Raw genomic sequence first — 12,944 nt, 5'->3', positions numbered from 1 at the left:
CCCAGGTCGCCCTGTCGAGCGGCCGACCATTCCCCATGCCCGCTCAGGCCGTGTTGTCGCTGCGGACGTGGACAGTCTCGCCGCCGCTGCGCAGATCCTCCGTAACCCGCTTCTCGGTCATGGCGACCAGATGGGAGTCGACGGTCGCCTCGTCCTTGAGGCGCTCGTACGTTGTGTGGACACGCTTGGAGATCTCGGCGCGGTCCACGTCCGGGAAACGCTGTCCGAGCGTCTCGACCTGGCGTTGCAGGGCGGTCTCCGGGTCAACGAGACCGCCAGTGGCGGCGGGTTCGGTCATCGCGCACCTCGCATGTCGTCCTATCGGTCTCCGTGAGTGGTGCCCCGATCATCGACTCGATATTCAGCCGTTCGCGCAATGTTCACCTTCGGGAGGCAGCCTGCCCACCCTCACATGTCGGGGCTGGAATCGATGCGGGGAGCCGGCAGCCGGCGCCGCAGGAGCGGTCTCTGGATTGGACGATCACGCCGCTGGGGCCGGGAACCCTAAACCAAGATCACAGTGTCGGGTAGGTGATACTGGACGCGTTGCCCCTAATTGTCACCAAAGCTAATCTGCTTCCGGGTTTGCGGGCTGATGCCGCGCCAGATCCGACCGCCAGAAATCACCGGTTTTCGCGCGACCGTCCATGATGGTCGGTTCCGCCGTGGCCACGGCGGGTGCAGTCGAAAACGCCTGGCGGCTTCGTGTACGCAATTATCGAACAACCAGAAACTGTGAGGATCAGTGGAAACGTCACCAAACGGTTCCGGAGCCCTGCTGGTGGACGCCACCAGCCCGGAGGCGTCGCGCCAGACCCAGCAGGGGGCCGAAACGGTGGCTCGCATCAAGCACCATGTCCAGGTCATGCACATGGCATGGGGACTGGCCTGGCTCATCGGGTACGGGCTGCGCTTCCTGGACGATGGTCCGGGCGGGCGCGTCTTCGTGGACCTTCCGGACCGGTTGCCCCTGACCGTACTGCTCGCGCTCCTGGGCGGAGCCGGTGCGACCACCGCGATCCTCGGTGTCCGGGCATTCGGCCGTGGTGCGACCGACCCTCGATCGACGCAGCAGGCCAAGCGGTACGGCACCGCCTGGCTCGTCGGCTTCGTGGGCTTGATCATGACGATCGGTAAGATCAGTAGTGACCTCTCGCCGCACCAGTCCGAGCTGCTCTGGGGTGCCACCACCACCGGCCTGGTCGGGGCACTGCACATGAGCGGCAGCGCGATCTGGGGAGACCGGGAGCAGTTCAGGATGGGGCTCTGGTTGACTCTGGTGAACGTCATCGGGGTCATCGCCGGGCCAGGCTGGCAAGCCTTGATCATCTGCCTCGGCGCCGGTGGAGTCACGGTGGTCCTCGCTACCCACAACCTGCTCCGGCTCGGCCGGAATTCGTGATCTCCGCCCAATAGTCCCCGTGCCCCAGGTGCCGCGACCGCTTTCCAGCGGAGCCGACACCCACCGCAATCGAAAGGCAATGTACGAGAATGCGTCTGATCTTCGCTTCGATAGGCGCGTACGGCCATCTCATTCCGCTGCTTCCGCTGGCCGTCGCCGCCCGCGACGCGGGACACGAGGTGACCTTCGCCACCGACAAGCGGTTCCACCCCATGCTGCACGACGCTGGCCTGACTCCCGTCGCCGCCGGATCCACCGTTCGGGAGGCGATCGCCACGGTGCGGGCGGAGATTCCCGCCGGTCAACCGTTCGACGCTTCCCCCCGGGCGTTCGGCAGTGTCCTGGCCCGACGCATGGTCGCCGACCTCGCGCCCGTACTCAAGGAGCAGCGGCCCGATCTGATGATCTACGAGGTGCTGACTCCGGGCGCGGGGATGGCGGCAACGCTGGCCGGTATCCCCGCGATCTGCCACAGCATCGGTCGGCTCACCGGCGGGCCGATGTGGAATGCCATGTCTGCCGCGTGGCTCGCCACGGCCGCGGAGTTGGGAATCGAAGCCCCCACCCGGGACGCCGATTTTCTCGGTAACCGGTACCTGGACATCTGCCCGCCCTCTTTCCAGCTCCCCGGCTTCGCCACCTCGGCCGAGCGGATCCTGATGCGGCCGGGCACCTGGCGTCAGTCTGCCGATCTTCCCGCCATGGTGCGGGAGCGTGACCGGGGTCGTCCGCTCGTCTACCTGACGCTCGGTACGGCCTTCGGGACCCCGGAACTGTTGCGACAGACCATCGCCGGGCTCTCGAAGCTGCCGATCGACCTGCTCGTGGCCGCCGCCGGCCCGACCGGCGGGAAGGGTGCCCTGGGTGACCTGCCGCCGAATGTCGTGGTCGAGAGCTGGGTGCCGCAAGGCGACCTGCTCCCCCACGTCGACCTCGTGGTGAGCCACGGCGGCGGCAGCACCGTCCTCGAGGTGCTCGCGAACGGACTGCCCCACCTCATGCTGCCCCAGGGTGCCGACCAGTTCAGCAATGCTCGGGCGGTGGCGGACATCGGGGCTGGCCGGCAGGTGATGCCGGGCGAGTTCAGCGCCGAGGTGGTGTTCAGCCAGGCGGAAGCGCTCCTGGCCGACGAGCAGGTGCGGGCCTGCGCCGACAAGCTGGCCAGTGAGATCGGCGGAATGCCGTCTCCCGAAGAGACGGTCGGCCGGCTCGTCGACGCTGCCGCCTGATCGGCCGTCGGTGATCGAGCCGGGTGGGACGAGGTGGTCGCCCACCCGGCTCGACCCGCCCGCCTGACCTCCGACCGAACCAGGGGCGAACTGCCGGCGAGGCCCGGCTGGGGGCGGGCAGGGCCGGCACATGTCCGGCCCTGCCGTTCTGGTCAATCCTCGCCGCGGTAGGCGCGCAGATCGCGGCGCACCTGGTGGCGGCTGCGACGGCGTTCCTCGCGACGGATGTGGTAGTCGGTACAACTCCGGCAGCCATCGTGGAGCAGATCGGCGGAGTGGTCCGTCACCCTCCAGTAACAGCTTCTCGTGAGGCGGCCGGTCGCCGTCGCGGTGCTGTCGGCATCGATCCGTCCGGGCAACGTACACGTCCCGAACCGATGGTCATGATGGGGTCGGCAGGTCACCATTGGTCGATCGGCGATCTTCACCCACCAGGGCCGAGTCTTGTCGGTCCTGCTCATACGGTCACCTTCTCGGCTCCGTGACGCCCCAGGTGGGGCTGTCATGAGCAGCGGTACAACGTGACCACCTCCGATATCGGTACGACCGCGTCCAGCCCTGACAGCGTATGGGCTGCCTCACGGGCCGACCCGTCCACCGCCCGGACATGCCGCGCGGACCCGCGAGGGCTGCTGTAGATTGCCGCCCAGCCGACCGATGATCAAGCTCGCTGGTCGTACTGGCACATCGGCTGCGCGCGGTGCTGCACCGTCCTGCGGCCCGCGGACTGTTGGACCGCGTCACCGGGACTGTGGTCGCCGGCTTCGAAATCCGACTCGCCGTCAGCAGCCACTAGTGATCTGCCCGTGACCTGGTGAACATTCGCACCAACGGTCGACCGTCCGCCTCAGAACCTCTAACCTGACGGTTCGGGAAACATCAGGTGACGGAAGGTAGCGCGATGACCGGCGCCACGGTCGACGTCGACACCAGCTCAGACGGCACCCTTGTCATACAACCACGCGGCCTGCTCGACGCCGACGACGCGGTCGAACTGCGCCGTACCCTCGTGCGGGCCATCCGGCACGACCGGCCGCCAAGGTTGGTCCTGGACCTGCGCGAGGTCCAGGGACTCGACCCCATCAACATCGGCACCTTCGCCGCGGCCTGCCACCTTGGCGACGACCAAGATGTCGCTGTCTTCCTGGACCATCCGTCGAGCGCCATCGCGGACCGACTGGTGACGGCGGGTGTACCCGCCCATCGCCTGCGACACATCGGACCGGACCAGGGCGCTACCAGTTCCGGGTTCGGCCAGGGGCGGGTCTCGCGGGCCGGATGAAGGCGGGGGCGGTCGTCTCTGGTCGCAGGCCCGCGTCTCGTCGGAGCCGTTGCGGATGGTCAGGGAAGTGCGATGCCGGTTTCCGTGCCCGCCAGAGTCTGCCCGCACGGACAGTCTCCGTGGCCCTGCGGCAGGGTCTCCACCACGTCGGTGAGAAGGTCGCGTAGGCGGTCGATGTTGTGTGCGAAGACCGCGAACACTTCCTGCTGGGTCACGCCGTCGCCGATCTCGACGCCGGAGTCGAGATCGGTCACGAGTGACAGCGGGGTGTAACAGAGTTCCAGTTCGCGTGCCAGTACCGCTTCGGGGTGGCCGGTCATGCCGACGATGGACCAGCCCTGTTCGGCGTACCATCGCGATTCGGCGCGGGTGGAGAACCGGGGCCCCTCAATGACGACCATGGTTCCGCCATCGACCGGTTGCCAACCGGCGGACCGGGCGGCGGCGAGCACCGTCGCGCGTCCGACCGGACAGTACGGGTCGGCGAACGGGACGTGTACCACCCGGGGACGTTGCCCGTCCGCGCGTCGCTCCCCGTCGTAGTAGGTCTGGATGCGACCGCTGGTCCGGTCGACCAGTTGGTTCGGTACGACGAGGGTTCCGGGGCCGAACTCCGGTCGCAGGCCACCGACGGCACCCGGGGCGAGTACCTGGCGGACGCCGACCGTTCGGAGCGCCCACAGGTTGGCACGGTAGTTGATGCGGTGCGGGGGCAGGGTGTGACGGCGTCCGTGGCGGGGTAGGAACGCCACCGGCCGGCCGGCGAGATTCCCGATGGACAGTGAGTCGCTGGGCGGTCCGTACGGAGTGTCGATCGTGATCTCGGCGACGTCGTCGAGGAATTCGTAGAAGCCGGATCCGCCGATCACGCCGATCCGCGGCTGATGTGACACGTGTACTTCTCCTTCTGCGGCAGAGATGAGAGCGCGTGGCGGTGACTCAGGGACGGTCGGCTGTCCGATCCCTCGCGCGTCGGTTGACCGCGCGGATGACGATCAGGACGACCGCGATGACGGCCCAGAGGGCGGCCAGTCCGGCAGTCAGTCCCAGCGGATAGTTGCGGTCCGGCAGGCCCGGGTTCGGTGGTGCTGATGGCGGTCGCCACAGCAGCGGCACCGCGATCAGCAGCAACGTCGCGCTCGCCACCAGGCCCGCGGTGATCCAGGCCCGGCGGACCCGGTCGGTCACCAGCCGGCCCAGCATCAGCCCGACCAGCCCGACCAGCGGTGCCACCAGGGCGTCGTGCAGCAGCGGGCCGCCGATCAGCCACGGCAGGATGGCGCCGAGCTGGGGGAGGAGCAGCCAACCACCGTACGTCACCGTTGCGACGCCGAGCAGGAGCAGAAGCAGTCGGACGGCCCTCACGTCAGTACCTCCAGCCGGGCCACCCACTTGGTCTGTAGGACGCCCGGCCGGCTCGGTGCGATGAGGCGGCAGGGATAACCGTGGTCGGGGGACAGTTCTTCGCCGTTGATCCGTAGGGCGAGCAGGGTCAGCGGATCGCCGACGTGGGCCGCTGGAAGCGTGCTCCCGGCGTACAGGCCGTTGGTCTCCAGTGACGAGATCCGAACCGGGCGGCCGGTCGGCGCGCCGGCGCCCCGGAGCAGGTCGACGATGGGCACTCCGGTCCAGTGCGCGGAGGCGCTCCACCCCTCGACGCACGCGATGGGCAGTTCCGCCGTGCGTTGTGGCAGGGCTGCCAACTCGGCCAGGGACAGGGTGTGTCGTCCGCCCGGCCAGACGACGTCCAGTCGCCAGTCGGGCGGTACGACGATGCCCGCGGCCGCCGCCGTACGGTTGATCGGTACGCCCTGCGGCCCGGAAGCGGAACGCCAGGCCAACGGGGACACCCGACGCAGCCACGGCACGGTGACCCCGGCGGTCGCCAGCACCGCGACGCCGGCGACGCCGGCCGACGTGCGCAGGAACGCCCGGCGCGCGGCCAGGTCCCGGTCGTCGTGCCTCGGGGCCACACCGCCCGCCGCGTTTGCCTGTCTCAACGGTGTGGTCAGCGCCGGGTGGACGACCGGGAGTTTCACCGCGATGTGGACCAGCAGCGCGCCCACCGCCAGCCAGGCGACCGCGTAGTGCGCCGCCGGAAAGAAGAACCCCCACGGGTACGACTGGGCGACGTTGAACAGGCCCGTGACGAGCTCGAAGAACGCGGCGCAGACCAGGACCAGGATGGAGATCCGTTCGAGCACGTGTGCGGGCAGCCGGCGCGGCTGGCGCAGGGGCGGACGGGCGAACAGTCGGGGGTAGACGCTCCACAGTTTGGCCAGCAGCAACGGAATCGCCGCGACCCCGGAGAGGACGTGGACACCCTGGGTGATCCGGTAGAGGTTGACCGGTCGGGTCGGCCAGGTGAACCAGCCTGGCGGGTGCTGGATGTAGTGGCTGAGCAGTCCGGTGACGAAGCACAGCCCGAATGCCACCCCGAGCCAGAGGCCGAGCCGGGCGGCAACCAGCGGTGAGTGCGACGGGGCGGTGAAGTCCTCGGGCGCGGGGATGCGTGGCCGGCGGATCATGAGCGCACCAACTCGGCGAACCAGCGTGGACCGGACCGGAAACTGTTCGCGACCCGCAGGCCGGCAGCGGCGGCGGTACACGCCACCGCCTCCGCCCCGACCCGCGCCCATCGAAACGCCGGACCCTGTCCTTTCCCTTCGCCGGACGATCCGGACAGGACGTACGCCTGTCCCTGCCACAGCCCGGCTCCCGGGGGGTCCACCTCGATCACCAGCGTTCCGTCCGCCGCGATCAGGGCGCCGCACCGGCGCAGCAGTCGGACCGGGTCGCCGCCGATGCCGATGTTGCCGTCGACGAGCAGAGCGTGCGCCCACCTCCCCTCGCCGGGAAGTGGTTCGAAGACGTCGCGTCGCAGGGCTACCACACCCCGGTCCCAGGTCAGGCGCACCGCCTCGGCGGAGATGTCCACCCCGAGTGCGACGAGGCCCCGCTGGGCGAGTGCCATGGTCAGCCGGCCGGGCCCGCAGCCGAGGTCGATCGTCGGCCCGGTGCAGCGGGCGGCGACGGCCTCGATCGCCGGCTCGGGTGGGCCGTGCCAGCGCCGTACCGGCAACGGGTCGCGTCGCCCGTCGGTGTGCACCAGCCAGTGTTCGGGCCTTGCCGGGGCCAACGGGGCGACCGGAGTACCGGACTCGTCGTGGTCGGCTGGCCGTCCGTCGAGTCCGCCGAAGACGACATCGAAGCCGCCGCGAGTGATCGTCGAACTCACTGTCGCCCTCCCTTCGCCAGCTGGTCGACCACCGACCCGACGGCATCCGCGAACCGGCTTCCGGGTAGGTCGGCCGCGACCGCCAGCGCCGTCGGCCAGTCGTCGACATCACGCAGGACGGGCAGGATCGCCGGGTGTAGTCCGCGCCCGCGAAGACCGGCCAGGGTGTGTCGGCTGGTCTCGCCGGTCGACATGGGTACGCCACGTAGCACGCTCGCGTACGCGGGATCACGTAACCCGACTGCCCACCAGCCGCCGTCGACCGCCGGTCCCAACACCGCGTCGCGTTCGGCGAGCGACCCCAGCGCGGCGGTGAGCACGGCTGGCCGGATCTGCGGGGTGTCCATGCCGATCTGCAGCACCGGTCGGCCGGGAAACGCCGCGCCCGCGTCGGCGTGCGCATTGGTGAGGCGGTCGGCGAACGTGTCGCCGCGCTGTGGAACCAGGTGCCAGCCATCCAGCGCGGCGGCCAGCTCCGCGCCGTCCTCGGCATCGGCGAACCGCCCGGTGTACGCCAGCACGGGGATGGTCGACGCGGTGGCGTTCACCGCCCCGAGGGTGTCCAGCAGTGCTGCCGCCGCGACGCGGGCCGCCTGCGTCGGGTTGGCCGGTGGGCAGAGGCGCGTCTTGGCCAGCCCCGGGACCGGTGCCTTCGCGACCACGAGCAGGACGTTCACCGGGCACCGCCGACGCCGGCACGCAACACTCCGGCGAAGTCCCGGGTCGCCCGTAACGTGCCCCGGACGGAACCGGAGACCTTCGATCTGGTGCCCGCCGCCCGTGGTGCGTATGCGACGTTCACCTCGTGGATTCGCCAGCCCGCCTCGGCCGCGCGTAGCAGCAGTTCCAGGGGATAGCCGAACGCGCGGTCGGTGACACCGAGCCGCAGCAGTGCCGCCCGGCGGGCCACCCGGATCGGGCTGATGTCGTACACCGGTACGCCCCGGCGCCGCAGCAGTGCGGCGACCAGGGCGTTTCCGGCACGGGCGTGCCATGGCCAAACGCCCTCCGAGACCGGCCGGCGACGCCCGACGGCGAGTTCCGCCCGGCCGTCGAGCACGGCCGCGACGAGCCTCGGCAGCTCGGCCGGGTCGAACGAGCCGTCCGCGTCGAGTACGCACACGAGTTCCGCGTCGGTCGCCAGCAGGCCGGTGTGTACGGCGGCGCCGTACCCGCGTCTCGGCTCGTGGACGACTCGCGCGCCGTGCTCGGCCGCGACCTCGGGTGACCCGTCGGTGGAGCCGTTGTCGACCACGATGGCCCGGTAGCCGGGGGGCAGCCCGGCGAGTACGGCAGGCAGGGCGGCCGCCTCGTCCAGACACGGCAGAACCACGTCGATGGTTGTGTGCATACCGGGGACGCTAGGCCCGCCGCGGGCCGTCCGACCCGCTGTGCCGCCTTACGAATCGCTTACGCGACAACGGATCTTACGAGTCCCTGACGACGTCGCCGCTCGGCTGTCGGACCGCTGGTCGGAGGTCGTATCGTCGGCCGTCACCATGACCATGATGACCCGGCCGGGACGATCCCGGTCCGCCGATCTGATCGTCCTCGCGGCCGAGGTGGCTCTGCTCGCCGCCGCGATCGCCGTCGGCGCACTGCTCAACCATCGGGGCGTTCGGCTCTACGCCGACGCCGCTCCGCTCTATGCCGGTTGGCGACCCCATCTGGGCCTCGGTACCCCCGTCGTCCTTCTCGTCGCGGCGCTGTTCGTGTGGCGGGGGACGAGGTGGGGCACCGGGTTGCGGTGGCCGCGACTGCTTGTCGGCGGCTATCTCGCCTCGGTGCTCTGGACCCTGTCGCTGGCCCTGGTCGACGGGTGGTCCGCTGGGTTGACAGAGCGGTTGACCGTGCAGGCCGAGTACCTGCACGAGGTGCCCCGGGTGATGGATGTCGGGTTGATGCTGTCCGGCTTCGCAGACCGGATCCTCGACTTTCAACCCGATTCGTGGTCGACCCACACCGCCGGGCATCCACCAGGCGCGTTGCTGCTCTTCGTCGGGCTGGAGCGGGTCGGCCTGGGCGGCGGGACTGCCGCCGGGCTCGCCTGTGTGTTGCTCGGGGCCACGGTGTCGGTGTCGGTTCCGGTGACGTTGCGGGCGCTCGGTGCCGAGGACGCGGCTCGGGCGGTGTGGCCGTTCCTGGTTCTCTTCCCGGGGGCGGTCTGGGTGGGCGCGTCCGCGGACGGGATCTTCGCCGCCGTGGTCGCGGCCGGATTGGCGCTGCTGGCGGTGGGTGGTCGAGCCGGCGCCGTACTCGGTGGGCTGCTGCTCGGCCTCGCGCTCTACCTGTCGTACGGGTTCGTCCTGGTCGGGCTGCTTGCCGTGACCGTGGTGCTGCTCCGAGCCCGGGACCGTCTCGGCGTGCTACTGCTCGCGGCGGCGGCGGTCGCGGCGGTTGTCGCCGCATTCACGCTGTCAGGGTTCTGGTGGCTGGACGGCTACCACCTCGTAGTGCGCCGCTACTACCAGGGCTGGGCGGCGGAACGTCCGTTCGGTTACTGGGCCTGGGCCAACCTGGCCGCCCTGCTGCTCTCGGCCGGCCCGGTGGCCGGGCCGGCGCTGCGGCGGGCGGTGGCCGCCGTGCCGATCCGACCACCGGGCCGGCCACTCGCGGCGACCCTCCGACAGCCGTTCGCCACCGGCGGACCGGCGGTGTGGTTGCCCGTCGCGGCGGCGGTGGCCGTGCTCGCGGCGGACGTGTCCTCGCTCAGCAAGGCCGAGGTGGAGCGGATCTGGCTGCCGTTCGCCGTCTGGCTGCTGGTCGCCACCGCCCACCTGCCCGCCAGCCACCGACGTTGGTGGCTGGCAGCCCAGGCCGCCACCGCGCTCGCCGTCAACCACCTACTGTGGACGGTTTCCTGACCGCCGCCGGGTCGCGCATCACCGCGGTGGTGAAGTCGGCGATGCCAGCGGCGAAACCGGTCCGGGCGGTGAAACCCAGCAGCCGGGTCGCGCGGGCCGGATCGGCGACCACGTGCCGTACGTCCGCCGCCCGCCCGCCCCCGACCACCACCGGCATCGGCCCGCCCATCGCGGTGGCCAACTCGTGGGCGAGTTCGCCGACGGTGTGCGGCTCACCCGAGCAGACGTTGACCGGAACCAGCGGCTCCGGCGCCGGCGCGGTCAGCGCCAGCAGGTTCGCCGCCGCGACGTCGGACACGTGGACGAAGTCGCGCCGCTGCCGGCCATCCTCCAGGACCCGGGGCGGCTGCCCGGCGGCCAGGGCCGAACAGAAAATCGACGCAACCCCCGCGTACGGGGTGTCGCGGGGCATTCGCGGGCCGTAGACGTTGTGGTACCGCAACGCCCAGACCGATCCGCCGCTCTGCCGGGCCCAGGCACCGGCGAGGTGTTCCTGAGCCAACTTGGTCGCGGCGTACGTGCTGTGCGGTTCCAGCGGTGCGTCCTCCGGCACCAGAGCCGGGGCGAGCGGACGGTGGCAGCGGGGGCAGGTCGGCTCGTACCGGCCCTCGGTCAGGTCGGCGGCCCGGCGGCCGGCAGGCCGGACGATTCCGTGTGTCGGGCAGCGGTAACGGCCCTCGCCGTAGACCACCATCGAGCTGGCCAGCACGAGCCGGCGCACCCTGGTGGCGTGCATCGCGGCGAGCAGGGTGGCCGTGCCGAGGTCGTTGTGGGTGGCGTAGCGGGGGGCGTCGGCCGGATCGATGCCGTGGCCGACCATCGCCGCCTGATGGCAGACCGCGTCGACTCCGGCGAGTAGCCGGGTCAGCAGTTCCCTGTCGCGTACGTCGCCGACGACGAGATCGTGCCGCTGTGCCCAGGGTGGTGGCGTCGCCCCGTGTGCCTCCGGCAGGAGCGCGTCGACGGCCACCACCTCGTGCCCATGTTCGCTGAGCAGGTCGGCGACGTGTGAGCCGATGAACCCGGCAGCACCAGTGACAAGTATCCGCATTCCGGTCACCGTATGACCCCGCGTACGCCCACACCGGGTGGCCCGCGCAGCCGTAAGAACCTCGTTAGGTTTCGCCAACGCGGTCGGAGTTCGGTGCCTGGCTACGCTGGGCCGATGGACACGCGGGGGGACACGTCGACGGGCCGGAACGGAGGACGGTCGTGACACAGCGGGTGCTGGTGGTCGACGACGACCAGACCGTCAGCGACGTCATCTGTCGTTACCTCGAACACGACGGCTTCCAGGTGAGCTATGCGGGGGACGGGGCGGCGGCACTCGCGGCGGTGGCTCGGCAGGCACCGCATCTGGTCGTACTCGACCTGATGCTGCCCCGGATCAACGGCCTGCAGGTGTGCCGGGAACTGCGGGCCCGGCCGGACGGCGTACCGATCATCATGCTGACCGCGCGCGGTGACGAGTCCGACCGGATCCTCGGGCTGCAACTCGGCGCGGACGACTACCTGACCAAGCCCTTCTCACCCCGGGAACTGGTCCTGCGGGTTCGTTCGGTGCTCCGCCGTGCCGGCGGTGAGCCGCCACCAGGGCGGCCGGAGGTGCTCAGCGACGGCAGTCTGGTGGTGCACACCGCTTCCCGAACCGCCCGCCTCGGCGGGACGGAACTGGCCCTGACGCTGCGCGAATTCGACCTGCTCGTCCACCTGCTGCGGCACCCGTCCCAGGTGTTCGGGCGGGCCGAACTGCTTGAGCAGGTCTGGGGCTGGAACTTCGGCGACCACTCGACCGTGACCGTCCACGTACGCCGACTACGGGAGAAGATCGAGGTCAACCCGGCTGATCCGCAGCGGATCGTGACCGTCTGGGGAGTCGGCTACCGGTACGAGCCGGCCGATGCGTGACCTGCTGCTGATCTTCGCGATCTCCCTCGGCGCGGCACTCGCCATCGGACTCGTCGGCGCGGTGCTGCTCCGTGCACTTCGACGCAGATCGATCACCGTGCACCTCAGCGTGCTGCTCACCACCACGGTGGTCGCTATCGCCGTCGGCGTGATGGCGGTCGCGGAGGCGATGTTCCTCTCCCCACACGACCTGGAAGTCGTCCTGATCACCGTCGCGGCGGCGGCGGTGGTCAGCCTTGCCGTCGGCGGGCACTTCGGCCGCCGACTGGCACTCGCCGCGGTCTGGCGCGACCAGGCCCGCGAGCGGGAGCGGCACCTGGAGAAGGGCCGCCGTGACCTGGTCGCGTGGGTCTCCCACGACCTCCGTACCCCGCTCGCCGGGCTCCGGGCGATGGCGGAGGCGCTGGAGGACGGGGTGGTCCGTGACCCGGACACGGTCGACGAGTACCACCGACGGATCCGGGTGGAGACCGACCGGATGACCCGACTCGTCGACGACCTGTTCGAGCTGTCCCGGATCAACGCGGGAGCGCTGCGGTTGTCGTTGACGGCGGTGCCGCTCGGAGAGGTGGTCTCGAACGCGCTGGCGAGCACCATTCCGCTGGCCGCTGCCCGCCGCATCAAGCTGGTCGCCAGCGAGTCGGGGTGGCCGATGGTTGCCGCGAGCGAACCGGAGCTTGCTCGGGTGGTGACAAACCTGTTGCTGAACGCGGTCCGCTACACCCCGGAGGACGGCACGGTGCGGATCGAGGCCGGCCGCGAGCAGGACTACGCCTGGTTGTCGGTGGCCGACACGTGTGGCGGCATCCCCCCGGCCGACCTGCCCCGGCTGTTCGACGTCGCGTTCCGTGGTGAACCGGCCCGTACCCCAGGACTGGGTAACGGCAACGGTGGCGCGTCCGGAGGACTCGGCCTGGCCATCGTCCACGGGCTGGTCGAGGCGCACAGAGGGCGGGTCGAGGTGAGCAACACCGCCGAGGGCTGCCAGTTCGTGGTCCGGTTGGTCGCCGCCTGACCTGAC

The 12,944-nt window shown here is 70.5% G+C and carries 14 protein-coding genes; 6 read left to right on the top strand and 8 right to left on the bottom strand.

Annotated features, from left to right (window positions below; all coding sequences use genetic code 11):
• Nucleotides 1-43: 43 nt before the first annotated feature.
• Complete coding sequence (locus tag ACQEUX_RS11245) at nucleotides 44-298, bottom strand: three-helix bundle dimerization domain-containing protein (protein ID WP_433045259.1); 255 nt, start codon at nucleotides 296-298, stop codon at nucleotides 44-46.
• 447 nt (nucleotides 299-745) lie between these two features.
• On the opposite strand from ACQEUX_RS11245, the gene ACQEUX_RS11240 reads away from it, so the two are divergent.
• The 3 genes from ACQEUX_RS11240 (at nucleotide 746) to ACQEUX_RS11230 (ending at nucleotide 3,913) form a co-directional block, all read left to right on the top strand.
• On the top strand, nucleotides 746-1,402 hold the full coding sequence (locus tag ACQEUX_RS11240; protein WP_433045256.1) for a transporter: 657 nt from the start codon (nucleotides 746-748) through the stop codon (nucleotides 1,400-1,402).
• Between the two features lie 89 nt (nucleotides 1,403-1,491).
• Nucleotides 1,492-2,631 (top strand): glycosyltransferase, encoded by a 1,140-nt coding sequence (locus ACQEUX_RS11235; protein WP_433045253.1) that lies wholly within the window; start codon nucleotides 1,492-1,494, stop codon nucleotides 2,629-2,631.
• A gap of 901 nt (nucleotides 2,632-3,532) precedes the next feature.
• Nucleotides 3,533-3,913, top strand: a complete 381-nt coding sequence (locus ACQEUX_RS11230; RefSeq protein ID WP_433045250.1) for an STAS domain-containing protein — start codon at nucleotides 3,533-3,535, stop codon at nucleotides 3,911-3,913.
• Between the two features lie 59 nt (nucleotides 3,914-3,972).
• Here the strand turns inward: ACQEUX_RS11230 and ACQEUX_RS11225 are convergent, their stop codons facing one another.
• From ACQEUX_RS11225 to ACQEUX_RS11200, 6 genes are read right to left on the bottom strand one after another with little or no spacing between them, the layout of a single operon-like run.
• On the bottom strand, nucleotides 3,973-4,806 hold the full coding sequence (locus ACQEUX_RS11225; protein ID WP_433045247.1) for an S-methyl-5'-thioadenosine phosphorylase: 834 nt from the start codon (nucleotides 4,804-4,806) through the stop codon (nucleotides 3,973-3,975).
• 46 nt (nucleotides 4,807-4,852) lie between these two features.
• Nucleotides 4,853-5,278, bottom strand: coding sequence for a hypothetical protein (locus ACQEUX_RS11220; protein WP_433045244.1), 426 nt, complete (start codon nucleotides 5,276-5,278; stop codon nucleotides 4,853-4,855).
• On the bottom strand, nucleotides 5,275-6,441 hold the full coding sequence (locus tag ACQEUX_RS11215; protein ID WP_433045241.1) for a molybdopterin-dependent oxidoreductase: 1,167 nt from the start codon (nucleotides 6,439-6,441) through the stop codon (nucleotides 5,275-5,277). The genes ACQEUX_RS11220 and ACQEUX_RS11215 overlap by 4 nt, the downstream gene beginning before the upstream one ends.
• Complete coding sequence (locus tag ACQEUX_RS11210) at nucleotides 6,438-7,151, bottom strand: class I SAM-dependent methyltransferase (protein ID WP_433045238.1); 714 nt, start codon at nucleotides 7,149-7,151, stop codon at nucleotides 6,438-6,440. The genes ACQEUX_RS11215 and ACQEUX_RS11210 overlap by 4 nt, the downstream gene beginning before the upstream one ends.
• Entirely contained in the window at nucleotides 7,148-7,828 is a 681-nt protein-coding gene (locus ACQEUX_RS11205; protein ID WP_433045235.1) for a TIGR04282 family arsenosugar biosynthesis glycosyltransferase, read from the bottom strand. The genes ACQEUX_RS11210 and ACQEUX_RS11205 overlap by 4 nt, the downstream gene beginning before the upstream one ends.
• On the bottom strand, nucleotides 7,825-8,502 hold the full coding sequence (locus tag ACQEUX_RS11200; protein ID WP_433045231.1) for a glycosyltransferase family 2 protein: 678 nt from the start codon (nucleotides 8,500-8,502) through the stop codon (nucleotides 7,825-7,827). Before ACQEUX_RS11200 ends, ACQEUX_RS11205 begins: the two co-directional genes overlap by 4 nt.
• A gap of 148 nt (nucleotides 8,503-8,650) precedes the next feature.
• On the opposite strand from ACQEUX_RS11200, the gene ACQEUX_RS11195 reads away from it, so the two are divergent.
• On the top strand, nucleotides 8,651-10,015 hold the full coding sequence (locus tag ACQEUX_RS11195) for a hypothetical protein (RefSeq protein ID WP_433045228.1): 1,365 nt from the start codon (nucleotides 8,651-8,653) through the stop codon (nucleotides 10,013-10,015).
• Here ACQEUX_RS11195 and ACQEUX_RS11190 read toward each other — a convergent pair.
• Nucleotides 9,987-11,066: an NAD-dependent epimerase/dehydratase family protein gene (locus ACQEUX_RS11190; RefSeq protein WP_433045225.1), complete on the bottom strand. Its 1,080-nt coding sequence runs from the start codon at nucleotides 11,064-11,066 to the stop codon at nucleotides 9,987-9,989. The two genes, ACQEUX_RS11195 and ACQEUX_RS11190, sit on opposite strands and share 29 nt — an antisense overlap.
• Nucleotides 11,067-11,227: 161 nt before the next feature.
• On the opposite strand from ACQEUX_RS11190, the gene ACQEUX_RS11185 reads away from it, so the two are divergent.
• Both ACQEUX_RS11185 and ACQEUX_RS11180 read left to right on the top strand, forming a co-directional pair.
• Nucleotides 11,228-11,923, top strand: coding sequence for a response regulator (locus ACQEUX_RS11185; protein WP_433045222.1), 696 nt, complete (start codon nucleotides 11,228-11,230; stop codon nucleotides 11,921-11,923).
• The gene (locus tag ACQEUX_RS11180) at nucleotides 11,916-12,938 is read left to right on the top strand and encodes a sensor histidine kinase (protein ID WP_433045219.1); all 1,023 of its coding nucleotides are present in this window, start codon (nucleotides 11,916-11,918) and stop codon (nucleotides 12,936-12,938) included. Before ACQEUX_RS11185 ends, ACQEUX_RS11180 begins: the two co-directional genes overlap by 8 nt.
• The last annotated feature ends 6 nt before the right edge of the window (nucleotides 12,939-12,944 follow it).

This window comes from Micromonospora sp. CA-259024, assembly GCF_050936255.1.
Lineage (GTDB): Bacteria > Actinomycetota > Actinomycetes > Mycobacteriales > Micromonosporaceae > Micromonospora.
This window is presented reverse-complemented; position numbering and strand designations above follow the sequence as displayed.

Coding starts and splice junctions, on each gene's coding strand:
- ACQEUX_RS11190 (WP_433045225.1), bottom strand. CDS start 11,066: ATGCGGATACTTGTCACTGGTGCTGCCGGGTTCATCGGCTCACACGTC.
- ACQEUX_RS11235 (WP_433045253.1), top strand. CDS start 1,492: ATGCGTCTGATCTTCGCTTCGATAGGCGCGTACGGCCATCTCATTCCG.
- ACQEUX_RS11230 (WP_433045250.1), top strand. CDS start 3,533: ATGACCGGCGCCACGGTCGACGTCGACACCAGCTCAGACGGCACCCTT.
- ACQEUX_RS11200 (WP_433045231.1), bottom strand. CDS start 8,502: ATGCACACAACCATCGACGTGGTTCTGCCGTGTCTGGACGAGGCGGCC.
- ACQEUX_RS11180 (WP_433045219.1), top strand. CDS start 11,916: ATGCGTGACCTGCTGCTGATCTTCGCGATCTCCCTCGGCGCGGCACTC.
- ACQEUX_RS11245 (WP_433045259.1), bottom strand. CDS start 298: ATGACCGAACCCGCCGCCACTGGCGGTCTCGTTGACCCGGAGACCGCC.
- ACQEUX_RS11195 (WP_433045228.1), top strand. CDS start 8,651: ATGACCATGATGACCCGGCCGGGACGATCCCGGTCCGCCGATCTGATC.
- ACQEUX_RS11215 (WP_433045241.1), bottom strand. CDS start 6,441: ATGATCCGCCGGCCACGCATCCCCGCGCCCGAGGACTTCACCGCCCCG.